Source organism: Plantactinospora sp. DSM 117369 (genome assembly GCF_053764795.1).
This window is the reverse complement of the sequence record NZ_CM132446.1, coordinates 9,910,632-9,925,413: the sequence shown is the minus strand read 5'-3', so window position 1 is coordinate 9,925,413 and position 14,782 is coordinate 9,910,632. Positions and strand designations below refer to the sequence as shown.

Annotated in this window: 13 protein-coding genes; all 13 read right to left on the bottom strand. The window is 72.8% G+C overall.

The features are described from left to right. Positions 1-107: 107 nt before the first annotated feature. Positions 108-620 (bottom strand): hypothetical protein, encoded by a 513-nt coding sequence (locus ACSMXO_RS42745; protein WP_346262390.1) that lies wholly within the window; start codon positions 618-620, stop codon positions 108-110. A 196-nt stretch (positions 621-816) separates the two neighbouring features. Continuing rightward, positions 817-1,989: a WD40 repeat domain-containing protein gene (locus ACSMXO_RS42740; protein WP_455416250.1), complete on the bottom strand. Its 1,173-nt coding sequence runs from the start codon at positions 1,987-1,989 to the stop codon at positions 817-819. Next, positions 1,986-2,510 (bottom strand): SigE family RNA polymerase sigma factor, encoded by a 525-nt coding sequence (locus ACSMXO_RS42735; RefSeq protein ID WP_346262392.1) that lies wholly within the window; start codon positions 2,508-2,510, stop codon positions 1,986-1,988. The genes ACSMXO_RS42740 and ACSMXO_RS42735 overlap by 4 nt, the downstream gene beginning before the upstream one ends. Before the next feature lie 192 nt (positions 2,511-2,702). Further along, positions 2,703-4,898, bottom strand: coding sequence for an MMPL family transporter (locus tag ACSMXO_RS42730; protein ID WP_455416249.1), 2,196 nt, complete (start codon positions 4,896-4,898; stop codon positions 2,703-2,705). Positions 4,899-4,951: 53 nt separating this feature from the next. After that, the gene (locus ACSMXO_RS42725) at positions 4,952-5,530 is read right to left on the bottom strand and encodes a TetR/AcrR family transcriptional regulator (protein ID WP_455416248.1); all 579 of its coding nucleotides are present in this window, start codon (positions 5,528-5,530) and stop codon (positions 4,952-4,954) included. A gap of 87 nt (positions 5,531-5,617) precedes the next feature. After that, positions 5,618-6,619 carry an NADPH:quinone reductase gene (locus ACSMXO_RS42720; protein WP_346262395.1) on the bottom strand — a complete coding sequence of 334 codons (1,002 nt, stop codon included), beginning with the start codon at positions 6,617-6,619 and terminating at the stop codon, positions 5,618-5,620. Next, the gene (locus ACSMXO_RS42715) at positions 6,616-7,845 is read right to left on the bottom strand and encodes an MFS transporter (protein ID WP_346262396.1); all 1,230 of its coding nucleotides are present in this window, start codon (positions 7,843-7,845) and stop codon (positions 6,616-6,618) included. The genes ACSMXO_RS42720 and ACSMXO_RS42715 overlap by 4 nt, the downstream gene beginning before the upstream one ends. Before the next feature lie 31 nt (positions 7,846-7,876). Further along, positions 7,877-8,356, bottom strand: coding sequence for an RrF2 family transcriptional regulator (locus ACSMXO_RS42710; RefSeq protein WP_455416247.1), 480 nt, complete (start codon positions 8,354-8,356; stop codon positions 7,877-7,879). A 50-nt stretch (positions 8,357-8,406) separates the two neighbouring features. Continuing rightward, a complete protein-coding gene (locus ACSMXO_RS42705) occupies positions 8,407-10,353 on the bottom strand; it encodes an anthranilate synthase family protein (RefSeq protein WP_455416246.1) in 1,947 nt (648 codons plus the stop codon). A gap of 25 nt (positions 10,354-10,378) precedes the next feature. Continuing rightward, positions 10,379-11,032, bottom strand: coding sequence for an isochorismatase family protein (locus ACSMXO_RS42700; RefSeq protein ID WP_455416245.1), 654 nt, complete (start codon positions 11,030-11,032; stop codon positions 10,379-10,381). 15 nt (positions 11,033-11,047) lie between these two features. Further along, positions 11,048-11,830 (bottom strand): 2,3-dihydro-2,3-dihydroxybenzoate dehydrogenase, encoded by a 783-nt coding sequence (locus ACSMXO_RS42695; protein ID WP_346262400.1) that lies wholly within the window; start codon positions 11,828-11,830, stop codon positions 11,048-11,050. A 7-nt stretch (positions 11,831-11,837) separates the two neighbouring features. Continuing rightward, positions 11,838-13,406 carry a class I adenylate-forming enzyme family protein gene (locus tag ACSMXO_RS42690; protein WP_455416244.1) on the bottom strand — a complete coding sequence of 523 codons (1,569 nt, stop codon included), beginning with the start codon at positions 13,404-13,406 and terminating at the stop codon, positions 11,838-11,840. A gap of 16 nt (positions 13,407-13,422) precedes the next feature. Then, positions 13,423-13,989: an SRPBCC family protein gene (locus tag ACSMXO_RS42685; RefSeq protein WP_455416243.1), complete on the bottom strand. Its 567-nt coding sequence runs from the start codon at positions 13,987-13,989 to the stop codon at positions 13,423-13,425. Positions 13,990-14,782 lie beyond the last annotated feature (793 nt).

Sequence of the window (14,782 nt, the reverse complement as noted above, 5' to 3'; positions counted from 1 at the left end):
TGACGTGCGCGGTCGACTGCCGAGGTTCGTGGGGGTGGACATGGTGTTCGGGGTGGGGTGGTGCCGGTGTCCGAGTGGCGGCGCTCGGCGTACGGACCGGCCTGGAGTCAGTAGGTCTCGACCAGGACGCTGGTCTCGGTCAGCGCCTCGACGACGAAGATCTGCGCGCCGAGCGCTATCGGCCGCTCGGCTCTGGCGTTGAGTTTCACCGGCTGGCCACCCACCCGGACCCGCACCTCGCCGTAGCCGGCGTTGGGGATCGGGGTGACCACCACCCCGAGGGCCCCGACCAGGTCGTTGCGGGTCGGGGTGGCGTCGGTGTGCATGTTGCGGGCCGCCCGGGAGAGCCGGGCCGCGAGCCAGCCCGCCGGCACCGCCGCCAGCGCGCCCAGGCCACCGGCGGCGGCGACCTGGCCGAAGGTACGGCCGCCGATCACCTCGTTGGCGATGGCTCCGCCGAAGCCGAGTACGCCGGCGAACCCGGCAATCGTCTCCAGGCTGATCGGGCCGTCGATGTCCGGGTTGCCGAGGTGCGCCAACTCCGTACCGAGCAGGGCGAGCACCAGCACTGCGACTCCGGCGCCGCCGATGATGAGGAAGATCAGAGTCCCCGCTGCCACGACTGCAAGGTAACCGGCCCGGGCAACCTGTGAGTTGGCTGAGCGCTCGGACGCCGGCCGGTGGGCAGCGGATCGGGGCCTGGTTCACCGCACCCACCCCGGCCGGACGTCCGTGCGACATTAGCCGCTCGCCCATCCGGATTGGGGGCAGAACCTGCTCGATCCGCGGTGTGCGTACCGGATCGTTACCCGACGATCACCTGGCCGCGAACCTGATGTCGTCGCTGCTGACCAGTTCGAGCGGAAGTTCGGCCCGCTCGTGCTCGGCACCGGTCGGATCGACGAGCACCGCGGTGAGCCCGCCGGGCCGGGCCGGGTCCAGATAGAGCAGCCGGCTGGGCGTGATCCAGGTTACGTCGGCGCTCGGCAGTTGCCGTACCACCTTCCCGGTCTGCGTCGAGACGAGCTGCGCGGCCACCTTCTCCTTGGTTGGCGGTGCCGGTTCGCCCCGGGCCGCCGAATCCGACGATGCCGAGACCACCACCAGCGAGCCGTCCGGAGACCACGCCGCCGAGCTGGCGACACCGCCCTGGATCGGCAGAAACCGGGTGGGCATGCCGTCGTCGGCTGCGAAGAGCTGTAGGCCGGGCGGAACCACCTTCGGGGCGTCGACGACCGCTTCGGCCTGCGACAGTGCCACCTCCCGGCCGCCGGGAGCCCAGGTGAACCGGCAGACACCGAGGCAGGACACCAGGCGCGTCTTGACCGGGTAGTACTGGAAGCCTCCGGCGTCGGGGGTGAGCAGCCCGATGGTGTACATCCCGGTCTTCCTGTCCTGCAGGGTGGCCAGCAGTCGCCGTCCGTCCGGCGACCACTCGACGCCCATGACCGTCTTGCCGGTCCGGAACCACTCCGGTTTGCCGGTCGCCAGGTCGTACAGCGCGACGTCGGTGGGGCGGTCGGAGCTGCGTACCGCGGCAACCGGGAGGCGCGGAGAGACCCGGACCGACGTGTAGCTCGCCGGGACGCTGACGTAGCGGCGCCGGGCGGCGTCGTACGCCCAGGTCGGGCCCGCCTGCCGGGTCGAGCCGGCACTGAGCAGCAGCGCACCGCCGGGCAACTCCACCGGCCCGTTCCGCCAGTCGCCCGGCGGCTCGGACCGGGGCGTCGGCGAACTCGCCGGCGTGGTCGCCGCCGGTGGTCCGCCGATCCCCAGGGCCGGTGGCTGCGGGTCGGGCCGGAGCCAGACGTACGGTGCCGCGATGGCGCCGATCGCGACGAACGCCGCCGCGGCTGCGATCGTCTGCCGGCGTCGGCGCATCCGCCGGCCCTGGACGATGGCGGTGGCGGCGAAGTTCGGCGGCTGGTGGGGGCTGCCGGCCAACTCGCGTACGGCCTCCCGCAGCAGCCGGTCCGCGCGCTCGCTCATCGCAGTGCCTCCGCCCGTTGGGTCAGCTCCGCGAACTCCGGCACGAGTTCGCGGAGTTTGCTCAGTGCCCGGGACGCCTGGCTGGCCACGGTGCCGGGACGGCAGCCGAGCGCCGCGGCGGTCTGCTCCACCGTCTGGTCCTCCAGATAGCGCAACACCAGTACCGCCCGCTGCCGGGGTGGCAGCATCATCAGCGCGTCCCGGAGCATCATCCGGACCGCCGTGTCGTGGTCGTGCTGGGTGTCGGCGGCAGGTGGCTCCGGCACCTCGGCATGCGGCACCTCGGCCCGCCGTCCGCGCCGCCGCCAGGCCGAGACCTGGTCGTGGTAGAGGATCTGCCGGACGTACGGCTCCGCGTCGCCCCGGATCCGGGGCCACCGGGCGTACGCCTTCGCCAGCGCGTTCTGCAGCAGGTCCTCGGCGGCGTAGCGGTCACCGGCGAGCGCCTGGGCGACGCGGAGCAGCACGTCGCCCCGCTCGTGCACGAACGCGGTGAATTCCCGCTCGGACGCCCGACCCACGGCACACCTCCCGCTCCCTCAGACGCCGGGGACAGCGAAAAGTTTGCCTCGTTCGGAAAACGTGCCGACCAGCGGCTTCGCCGCCGCTGGCGGATGCGGCCGGCGCCGACTCCAGGGTTGACCGGCTCCGCAACGGATCGTGGGCTGTTACTGCCCCGCCAGGGGTAGTAACAGCCCACGATCGGGCGGGGCTCAGACCCCGGCGGGGACCCGTTCGGGTTCGGCGTCGGTGGCCAGGTGCCGGCGCAGGCGTTCGCCCTCGATGTCGACGTTGGGCAGCAGCTTCGACAGCCAGCCGGGCAGCCACCAGGCGCTCCGGCCGAGCAGCGAGATCACCGCCGGCACGATCGTCATCCGGACCACGAACGCGTCGATCGCCACCCCGATGGCGAGGGCGAAACCCATCGATTTGATCACCGGGTCGTCGAGCAGCACGAAGCCGGCGAAGACCGAGGTCATGATGAGCGCGGCGGCGGTGACCACCCGGGCGCCGTGCCCCATGCCGTTGATGGTGGCCTGGGTCGGGGTGTCACCGTGCACGAAGTCCTCCCGCATCCGGGAGACCAGGAACACCTCGTAGTCCATGGCCAGGCCGAACAGGATGCCGATCAGCAGGATCGGCAGGAAGCTGACCAGCGGACCCGGGGTGTCCAACCCGACCAGCTCACTGAGGTGGCCCTGCTGGAAGACCAGCACGGTGAGCCCGAAGGTGGCCCCGACGGTGAGCAGGAAGCCCAGCGCCGCCTTCAGCGGTACCAGCAGCGACCGGAACACCAACATCAGCAGCAGTACCGACAGGCCCACCACGAGCAGCAGGTACCACGGCATCGCGTCGGCGAGCTTCGCCGAGACGTCGATCCCGACCGCCGTCTGGCCGGTCAACGCCACGTCGGTGTCGCCGAGCCGGTCGATCGGGCCGACCTTCTCCCGGATCTGGCGCACCAGGGTCTCGGTCGCCGGGTCCGTCGGGCCGGTCGTCGGGATCACCGCCAGCAGGGCGGTCAGCCGATCCCGGCTCAGGTTGGGCGGGCTGACCGCGAGCAGGTTCTCGGTGCCCTGGAGTACGGCGGTGACCTCCTGGGCGACCGTGCCGGTGCGTTCGGGCGAGTCGCTGGAGACCACCAGGGCCAGGCGGTTGTTGAACCCGGGCCCGAAGCCCTCGGTGATCAGGTCGGCGGCCTCGCGCTGCGGCGTACCGTGCGGGGCGGTGCCGTGGTCCGGCAGCGCGACCCGCATGTCGGCGGCGGGCAGCGCGAGCGCGCCGAGCCCGAGCACGGCGACCAGGATCAGCGGCACCCGCAGCCGGATGACCAGCCGGGCCCAGCGGAAACCGAACCCCTCGGTAGCGGCGGCCGGCACCGCGCCGGTCGCGGTGCGCCGCAGCCGGCGCGGCAGGATGCGCCGGCCGGCGAAGCCGAGCAGCGCGGGCAGCAGCGTCAACGCCACGAGTACGGCGACCGCGACGGTTCCGGCGGCGGCGAGTCCCATGATCGTCAGGAACGGGATGTTCACCACGGCCAGCCCGGCGAGCGCGATCACGACGGTGACCCCGGCGAAGAGCACCGCCGAGCCGGCCGTGCCGATCGCCCGCCCGGCCGCCTCCTCCGGCTCCAGCTGCTCCAGCAGGTTCTGCCGGTAGCGCGAGGTGATGAAGAGCGAGTAGTCGATCCCGACCGCGAGGCCGAGCATCAGGGCGAGCACCGGTGCGGTACTGGTCAGCTCGATGGTGTTGCTGAGCGCGTACAGGCCGGCCATTCCGGCGCCGACCCCGATCAGCGCGTTGAGCATCGTCATCCCGGCCGCGACCAGCGAACCCAGCGTCACGACGAGTACGACCAGCGCGATCAGCACGCCGATGCCCTCGGTGCCGCCCACCTCGGGCACGCTGGACATCACCTCACCACCGTGTTCGACCCGCAGCCCGGCCGCCGTCGCCGCCGAGCCGCTCTGCTCGTACGCCTCGCGCTGCGCCTCGGTGACCTCGTCGGCCTGGTGGGCGAACTGCACCTGTACGAGCGCGTGCCGGCCGTCCTGGGAGAGCGCCCCGGTGGTGAACGGGTCGAGCGCGCCGACCACGCCGGGCAGGGTGCCGGCCTCGCGTACCAGCTCGGCCACTGCCGCCCGGCGGTCCGGCGTGCCGAGCTGCTGGCCTTCCGGCGCGGCGACCACGATGGTGCCGGTCGCGCCGCTCGCCTCCGGGAACTCCCGCTTCAGCGCGTCGATCGCCCGCTGTGACTCGGTGCCGGGGATGGAGAAGTTGGTCGAGGTGGGGCCCATGAACGCCACCGCTGCCCCGCCGAGCGCGGCCAGCAGGACGAGCCAGAGGACCACCACGAGCCGGCGGCGCCGGAACGATGCCCGGCCTAGTCGGTAGAGGAGGGTCGCCATGTCGCTTCCTTCGGTCGAGGGGTCGGACTGGTGGTGGAGGGGGCGGTGCGGGTTCAGTGCCGCGCCGTGCGGTCGGCGGTGGGTACGTCGGCCTCGGGACGCAGCGCGCGGCGGGCCACCCGGAGCAGCGCCCGGCGGAGGTCGGCCTCGTCGTCGTCGGTGTGCTCGATCACCACCGCCGAGATGCCGGCGAGCACTACCTCGGCGGCGATCCGGTCGGCCGGGTCGGTGCAGCGCCCGGCCACGGCGTCGACCAGGCGGGCGGTGACGGAGGCGAGGTCGGTGAAGGCCGGCTGTTCCAGCAGGTGCGCCGGGTCGTCGTAGATCAGCGCGACCTCCCGCCGGTAGGTGAGCACCAGGTCGACGAAGCCGTCGATGGCGGTCTCCCGGGCATCCGGCGCGGCGAGCCCGGCGAGCCGGGCGTCGAGGGCGGCCAGGTCCCGGGCGGCGGGCGCGACCAGCGCCAGCAGGATCGCCTCCTTGCTGTCGAAGTGGTACAGCAGGGTGGCCTTCGAGCAGCCCACCTCGACCGCGATGTCGTGCAGCGAGGTGCCCTTGAAGCCCATCCGGGCGAACTGCCGGGCCGCGACGACCAGGATCTCGTCCCGGGTCCGGCTGCTGCTGCGCGCCATCCGGCTCACCTCCGGACCCGAGCATGCCTGACCGATCGGTCAGAGAGTTGACCGATCGGTCAGGTTGTGACCTGAGCCACTCTCAGGTCAGCACCCGGGCGCCAGGACCAGCCGGGTGCCGCGCAGCTTGCCGGCCTCGACCCGGCGGTGCGCCTCGGCCGCCTCCCGCAGGGACAGGATCTCGGTGCCCCGTGGGCGCAGCCGTCCGGCGGCGAGCAGTTGGTTGATCATCCGAGCCGCCGCGCCGAGTTCGGCGGTCGAGGCACGCGAGATGACGAACCCGACGACCGCCCCGTCCCGGGTGTAGAGGCTGCCGGCCGGGAGCACCGGTCGGGTCCGCAGTCCCGCCAGCAGCACCACCCGGCCCCGGTGGGCGAGCAGTTCGACCGCGTTCTCCAGGTCGTTGCGGCCGTACGTGTCGAGGTAGAGGTCGACCCCGTCCGGACAGAGCGCGCGGACCCGTTCGGGCCACCGCTCGTCGCGGTAGTCGAGGACCTCGGCCGCGCCCAGCGACCGGCAGTACGCCTCGTCGTCGGCAGCGGCGGTCGCCACGACCCGGGCCCCGGCGGTACTGGCCAGGACCACCAGCGCACTGCCCACGTTGCCGGCCGCACCGGCCACCACGACGGTGTCGCCGGGCCGCAGCCGGCCGTGCGTGAACAGCGCGAGGTACGCGGTCGCGGTGGGATGCACCACCGCCACCGCGAGTTCCGCCGGCACCCCGTCCGGCAGCCGGTAGAGCCGGTCGACCGGCACGACGGCCCGCTCGGCGGCGGCACCCTGCCGGCCGTCGTGACCGAGGCTGTTGCACCAGACCCGGTCACCGGCGGCGAACCCGGGTGCGCCCGGACCGGCGGCGACCACCGTGCCGACCAGGTCACGGCCGATCACGAAGGGCAGCGGCACCGGGGTCGGATAGGCGCCCGACCGGACGAAGGTGTCCACCGGGTTGACCACGGTGGCGTCGACGGCGACCAGTACGTCGGTCGGCCCGGGGCCGGCGATCGCGAGGTCGCCGTACCGGATCTCGGTGGCTGCGCCGAGCCGTTCGACGTACGCGGCCCGGGTGGTCAGCGGTGCCGGGGTCATCCGGTCGCGCTCCCGGCCCGCCGTGCCGGCGCGGTCGCCAGCAGGAAGAGCAGCGCGGCCAGCGCACCGGCCGCGCCGACGGCGAACGCGGCGGCCGCACCGGAGGTGATGGCGAGGCCGCCGACCGTGGTGCCGAGGCCGATGCCCAGGTAGATGCCGGAGGAGTTCAGCGACACCACCAGCGGTGCCTCCTGCGGGGCGGCCTCGATCAGCCGGTGCTGCTGCGGAGGCGTCTGGCACCAGCTACTCGCCCCCCAGACCAGCACGAGGACGCCGACGACCGCCGGGGGGACGCTGCCGCCGCCGGCCGCCCAGCCGAGCAGGGCCAGGCAGGTCACCATGCCGAGATATCCGGTGCCGAGCACCCGGGTCGGCCCCCATCGATCGGTGGTGTAGCCGGAGAGCAGGTTGCCGACCACCGCGCCGACCCCGTAAAGGAAGAGCATCAGGCTGACCGAGGTCGGCGGGATCCCGGCCGCGCCCAGCGCGGGGACGGCGTACGCGTAACCGGTGTAGCAGGCGGCCATCCCGAGGACCGTCAGCGGCAGTACGGTCAGCACCCCGGGCCGGCGCAGCACCGCCAACCGGGTGCGCAGCGGGGTACGCGGGTTGCCGGGCAGGCTGGGCATGATCAGTCGTACCCCGACCGCCACCAGCAGGCAGAGCCCGGCGACTGTACCGAGCGCGGCGCGCCAGCCGAGCCACTGGCTGGCCACGCCGCCGAGCGGTACGCCGAGCGCGGTGGCGACGGTCAGCCCGCCGACCACCACGGCGAGGGCCCGGGCCCGCAGTTCCGGACGGACCAGCGCGGCACTCACCGCCCCGGCGTTCGGGGTGTACGCGGCGGCGCCGGCCGCTGCGGCGACCCGGGTGGCGATCAGCATCGGCAGGCTCGTGGCCAGCGCGGAGCCGAGGTTGGCGACGCAGAGCACCAGCAGGGCCCCGACCAGCAGCGGGCGGCGCGGCACCCGGGCGGTGACCGTGGCGACCAGCGGGGCGAGTACGGCGTACGAGAGCGCGAAGACCGTCACCGACTGTCCGGCGGCGGCGGTGGAGACGTGCAGGGTGTCCGCCATCTCCGGCAGGAATCCGGCGACGACGAACGCGTCCGTACCGACCGCGAAGGTCCCCATCGCCAGCACCAGGGTGGGCTTCAGGCCACGGTCCTGCGCTGCCGCTCGCCGTTGCGGGGCGGACCGGTCGGACGGAATCGAGAGCCGGGACATCTACCTTCTCCTGTGCTGGGCCGGGTGGTGGTCAGCCGCGGAGCAGCCGGTGGCGCTGCTGGGCCCGCTCGGCCGCCTGCGGCGGTGCGGCGGACATCAGGTCGGCGAGGGTCTGCCCGGCCAGTTCCCGCCGCCAGGCCAGCTCGGCGCGGCGCATCACCGCGGTGATCGCGCAGGGCCGGCGGAACTCCGGCGCCGACGGGTCGACACCGGGGCCCTGTTGCCGGATCTCGGTGCACCGGAACGCGGGCTCGGGGCCTTCGACCGCCGTGACCACGTCCATCACCGTGATCTCCGCCGGTCGCCGGGCGAGCCGGAACCCGCCGCGTACCCCGGGGGTGGAGCTCAGGATGCCGGCGCGGACGAGCGCCTGGAGGCACTTGCTCAGATAGGCGGGCGGCAACTCGAACCAGGTCGCCAGGCGTGGTGCCGACACCGGCTCGTCGTCGCCGATCCAGGCGAGCGTGAGGCAGCAGTGCAGTCCCCATTCGACCCCTTCGCTTATCCGCATAATCCAGATGTTAGACATCCGGATTCGGTCTGTCTGCCGTCCCGCGCGGGTCAGCTCCGCGCCGCCACCGGTTCGGCGAGCCGGGTACGCAGTACCGAGCCGACCAACTCGTGCAGGATGTCGACGCCGCCCTCGGTGAGGATCGACTCGGCATGGAACTGGATCGAGCGGAACCTCGCCCCGCGCAGTGCGTACACCTCGCCGGTGGTCCGGTCCCGATCCACCTCGACCAGGCCGGCGGGGTCGGCGCAGCGCACCTGGTCCGCCTCGCTCTGCGCGGCGAAGCTGTTGTAGAACCCGACCCGGACCGGACGTCCGGAGAGTTCGATCTCCTTCTGCACGCCCTGGTTCGGCGCGTCCAGCCGGGCCAGCCGGAAGCCGAGCAGGTCGCTGAGCACCTGGTGGCTCAGGCATACGGCGAGGAACGGCCGTGCCTCGTCCAGCAACCGCCGGGCGGTGCGCCGCAGGTGCGCGATCTTCGGGTGGCCCACGGCGCGCGGATCACCCGGGCCCGGACCGAGCACCACCAGGTCGTGGTCGTCGATCGAGTACGGCTCGTCGAACCGCCGGACGGTGACCCGCAGGCCGAGTGCCCGGAGCTGGTGGCCGAGCATGAAGGTGAAGTTGTCCTCGGCGTCGACCACCAGCACCCGCCGCCCGGCCAGCCCGCCGCCCCGCCCGGCGGAGCAGCCGCGCCAGAACCCGGCGACCCGCTCGGTACGCCGGGTCAGCGCGTGCCGGACCGCCGGATGCGTCCCGAACCGGGGAGCCGGTCGGGCCTGGAAGGCGGCGAGCAGCCCGGCCGCCTTCGCCCGGGTCTCCGCCGCCTCGGCGGCGGGTTCGGAGTGCCGGACCAGGGTGGAGCCGACCGTGATCCGGAGCCGCCCGGTCCGGTCGATCTCGGCGGTGCGGATCAGGATCGCCGAGTCCAGGGTGCGTGTGCCGGTGCCGTCCCGGCCGATCAGCGCGACGACGCCGCTGTAGTAGCCGCGACCGGCCGGCTCGTACTTGCTGATCACCCGGCTGGCGCTCTCCACCGGGCTCCCGGTGACGGTCGGGGCGAACATGGTCTCCCGGAGGACGTCGAGCACGTCCCGGCGGGTACGCCCCTCGATCAGGTACTCGGTGTGGGCGAGCCGGGCCATCTCCTTCAGGTACGGCCCGACGACCCGTACCCCGTCGTCGCAGATCCGGGCCATCATCTTGAGTTCCTCGTCGACGACCATGTGCAGCTCGTCGGTCTCCTTCGCCTCGGCGAGGAAGTCGAGCACCCCGGAGAGGGTGGGACCGGACGCCGGATAGCGGTACGTCCCGCTGATCGGGTTCATCGTGGCCGTACCGTCGACCACGCTGACGTGCCGTTCGGGGCTGGCCCCGACCAGCGTGCGGTCCCCGGTGTGCACGACGAACGTCCAGTACGCGCCGGACTCGTCGGCCAGCAGCCGCCGGAAGACGGTCAGCGCCGTCCCGGGCGTGTAGTCGGTGATGTCGGCCAGGAACGACCGCTTGAGCACGAAATTGGCGCCCTGGCCGGTGGCGATCTCGTCGGCCAGCACCGTGCGGACCAGCTCCGCGTAGCCGTCGTCGTCCAGGTCGAAGTGGCCGCCGGAGAGCGTGACCGGCGCGTCCGGGATCCGCTGCCGCACCTCGGCGACCGGGACCACCGCGTGCTGGTCGACGGTCATCGCCAGCAGCGGCGTGCCGTCGTCGGGGGTGGCGTGGCCCCGCTCGGCGATCTGCCGGTAGGGGACCAGCACCAGGGTCCCGGGCCCGGAGCCGCCGGGGACCGGGTCGGGCAGCGGCACGTCCGCGAGCCGCTCCAGCGCGTGTACCCGGCCGAGCAGCACCTCGACCCGGCCCGGTCCGGTCAGCTCCGGCCGGTGCAGCAGGGCGAACGGGCCGGGCCGGTCCGCCAGTACCCGGTCCAGCACCGACGGACCGGGATCGGCGGCACCGCGCGGCGGCCCGGCGGCGGCCGGTGCCGAGGAGAACGTCATCACAGGGTCCTTTCGTCGCGGGCCGTCAACCCGGCACCCGCACGGCCGATAGCTGGGTGAGCAGTGTCCGGGCCGGTGCGACCACGGCACACCGGCCGGCCGCGTAGTCCAGCGCCATCCGGTGCTGTTCGGCACCGAAGTCGGCGACGGCGTCGGCGGCGAGGAAGGGCTGGATGTCGTGCGAGAAGGCGTCGCAGGCGGTCATCAGTACGCCCACGTGGGCGTAGACGCCGCAGACCAGGAGTTGGTCCCGGCCCTCGGCCCGGAGCCGGTCGAGCAGGCCGGTGCGGTGGAACGCGCTGTAGCGGGACTTGACGAAGAACCAGTCGCCCAGTCGGGGCGCGAGCGCCGGCTCCACCTGCCGGTGTGCCGGCTCGGCGGTCATGCCCGGCCCCCAGAAGTCCTTCAGCAGGCCGCGCTGCGCGTCGCTCATCCCGCCCGGCTGCCCGGTGTACGCCACCGGGACGCCGAGTTCCCGGCACCGGTCGAGCAGGGCGGCGACGTTGCGTACCAGGTCGACCAGGGGTGCCGTGCCGGCCGCGAACGGCCGGAGGAAGTACCGCTGCATGTCGTGGACCAGCAGTACCGCCCGGTCCGGTCTCGGGGTCCAGTCGGCGATGTTGTCGGGCAGGTCCCGGGGGACCGGCATGGCGTAGGCGATGCGGTGCGGAATCCCCACGTCGGCTCGCTCCAATCAGACGCCGAGGGTGGCGCCACCGTCGACGGTCAGGTCGTGCATGGTGATGTGGCCGGACTGGTCGGAGAGGAGGAACAGCACCGCGCTGGCCACGTCCGACGGCTGGCCGAGCTTGCCGAGCGGGATGCCGAGCCGGAAGACGTCCGGGGTTCCCTCGATCGTCTGCCGGCGCCCGTTGCCGTCCGTCCACAGCTTGCTGAGCATCGGGGTGTCGGTGGATCCGGGCGCGACCACGTTGCAGCGGATGCCGTACCGGGCCACTTCGAGACCGAGCGTCTTGGTGAACATCGTGGCCGCGGCCTTCGAGGCGGCGTACGCGGCCATCCCGACCCGGGGCGTGCCGGCGGCGTTCGACGCCACGGTGACGATCGCCCCGCGCCGGCGCGGCACCATCCGGTTCACCACCGCCCGGGAGACGTTGAACACCCCGGTGGTGTTCACCGCGAAGGTGGTCGCCCAGGCCAGGTCGGTCAGCGTCCGGGCCTCGCCGGTGTGCAGCACGCCCGCCCCGTTGACCAGGAAGTCGATCGGCCCGAGCCGGCCCTCGACGGCACCGGTCAGGCCCTCGGCCGCGATGCTGGAGGTGACGTCGCCGGGAAACGCCAGTACGGTTCCGGCAGCGCGGATCGTCGCGGTGACCGCGCGCAGCCGTTCGGCGTCGTTGTCGACGGCGGCGACGCTGGCACCCTGCCGGGCCAGCGCCCGGACCAGTTCCGCGCCGATCCCGCCGGCCGCCCCGGTGACCACGGCGACCCGTCCGGCCATGTCGTAGCTGACCATGGCGCCGCTACCGGTCGCCGTTCCGGCTGGCGAGGATCCGCGCCAGTTCGAGCCGCTTGATCTTCGTGGTCGCGGTGTGCGGCAGCTCGTTGAGCCGCCAGTGCACGGGCGGGGCCATCGGCGGCAGGTCGGCGGCGGCCGTCCGCCACGCCTCCAGGTCGAGTGGCCGGTCGTTGCGGGTGCAGACCACCGGTACGGCCCGCCCGTCGGGGTCCGGGACCACGACCACCTCGGTGAGGTCGGCCAGCCGGGCCAGCAGGGTGTCCTCGGCGACCAGCGTGCTGCCGAAGCCGGGGACGATGTCGACCTCGCGGTCGAGCAGGTGCAGGCAGCCCCAGCGGGTCCGGTAGCCCACGTCACCCATCCGCCACCAGTCGCCGTCGACCTGCTGCCGGTAGCGCTCCGGCTCGCCGAGGAAGGTCACCGCGCGCCCGTCGCTGCGTACCTCGATGTAGCCCGGTGACGACGGGGAGGGCGGCCTGCCGTCGCGGCTGACGACCCGGACGTCGGTCATCCCCGGGAACGGCATGCCGACGCAGCGGCCGTCGGTGCCGCCGGTCCAGCGCCGGGTGTACGTCCGGCCGACCACCGGGCCGGTCTCGCTCTGGCCGTAGAGCTGGGCGAACCGTGGCGAGCGGCGACGGGAGGCGTTCAACAGCCGGTGGATCGTACGCGGGTGGATGGCGTCGAACGTGCTGCTGAAGTACCGCACGTTGGCCAGCGGCTCGCGGGGGTCGTCGGCCAGTTCCTCCCAGAGCATGAAGGAGTTCGGGTGTGCCTCGATGACGCCGGGGCGCAGCCGGGCGAAGAGTTCCGCGACGTGGGCCGGGTCCTCGTCGGCGAGGATCAGCAGTGGCGCGCCGCGCAGCAGGGTGATCGCCATCGCGCTGACCATCCGGGAGTGCACGAACGAGACGTGCACCGCCACGGTCTCCCGCCGCCGCACCAGCGCCGCCGCCGTCGCCTGCGGGCGGTACCGGGCCAGCAGCGTCCGGCCGGTGTGCACCGCCATCTTGGGGATCCCGGTCGTCCCGGAGGTGTGCGTCACCAGCGCCGGGTGGTCCGGCGGCATGGTGACCGCAGGCACCCGGGGCGTACCGGCCAGCCCGTGCAGCCCGACGGCGTCCGGGTGCTCACCGGCGGCCAGCAGCACCCGCTCGGCCAGTTCGTGCACCGTCGGCGGGAGTTCGGCGTCCAGCTTGGCGCGGTCGGTCAGCAGGTACGCCGGCCGGGCCCGGCGGAGCAGTTCCGCGGCCGTACCGCCGTCCAGCTTGGGTGAGAGCAGCACCGGTACGGCGCCGATCCGGGCCGCGGCGAAGGCGAGGAGCGGGATGTCGAAGCCGTCGGACTTGTAGACCACCACCCGTTCACCTGGGCGGACCTTCGCCGCCCAGAGCCGGGACGCGACGTCGTCCACCAGGTCGGCGAGTTCGGCGACGGTGCACCGCCGGCCCAGTTCGGGCGCGACGTCCAGGTCGTGGTCGAGGACGACGACGTTGGCCGGGTGTCGGGCGGCGGCCCGGTCGAGGAGGGTACCCAGCCCGATGCCAGAGTTGCCGATCCGTTGCAGCAGCATGTCGATCCTTCCTGGGTCAGCGCGGGGTGCCGGACTCCGGCCCGGTCCCGCTCGTCTCGATCACGGTCTTGATCCGGGCCAGCGTCGTCGCCAGGTCGTCGGCCAACTTGCCGGTCCAGTCGGCGAAGAACCGCTGGCGGTCGGCCGGGGTGAGCCCGGCGGTGATCGACCGGATGCCCTCGGTCGGCGCGCCCATCCGGAACCGGTGGACCAGTCGGCAACCGCCGTCGCCAGCGCCGGTGAACTCGTACGTCCAGACGCTGTCCTGCCGGCACCCGGAACTGTCCCGCATCGCCCAGCTGAAGATCCGGCCCGGCTCGGCGTCGACCACCTCGCAGGTGGTGCTCCAGGTTCCGCGTACCACCGGTGCCCAGGCGACCACCTCGGGATCGCGCCGGTTGTCTCCCTGGAAGATCGCGCCGACGGTGCCGGGAATGCCGGAGATCCATTTCCCGCCGATGCATTCCGGGCTCCATTCGCCACTTCGGGAAAGGTCTGTGACGATCGCGTACACCACGTCCGGCGGCGCCGCTATCCCGGTTTCCGCACGTACCTGGAACAGGGGTTCATAATCCGTTTTCATCGTGTTCACCTGAGCCATCCTGGCCGAGTGGAGTACGGCACGACGTCTCGTAGCCAGACCTACGATCGTCGACATGGGCGGTCAGCCACGCCACTGTGGCTGGTGTGGAGCGTGGCTCTTCACCGATGGTCGGCCAGGAAAAACCGCAGGTAACAGCCGTTGCGCGCGGCTGGGTCGCGGGTGCCCGGGGACTCGGTGGGTCGGCCGTTCGGGCGCTCGCCGGGAATTGTCGCCGACGGTGCCTCCGACGTAATTCGTCGGGTGATCGAGAGAACTGTCAGTACGCCATCGCCTGTCGCCTCCCCGCATGCGACGTTGGCCGGGATACAACGGTCCGCATTCCGTGAACAATCGACGGATGCGATTACCTCGGCCGGACGTTAGACCCCGGATAGGACGGTAGGCAACCCGTCTCCCCGGTCGGGTGGCGGTCGATCGAGGTCCATCAGTACCCAACGTAGTCAGATGATCACGTTTGGCTGATCCCGCCTCCCTCTGCACTCTGTGTGCGCCCCCTCGTGGTCGGGATCGAGGCATACGGAACGTGAGATTGTCTCCTGCGCCCCATCTCCCGAATCCTGGGACGGCCGGCTCGGGTAGGCATCCGGCGCCGGGTGCCCGACGACCGACCGGACCGATCGGCCGACCACGATCCGCATGTCGAACCGCATTCCGCTCCGGTCGGCCGCCCGAGCGCCCGGGGGATCGGCGTCCGGCGTGGACGGTCCGGCCGGAGCGGACGCCGCTCTCGCTCCGGCCCGACCCGGGCGCCCGCTGACCGAGCGTCACATCG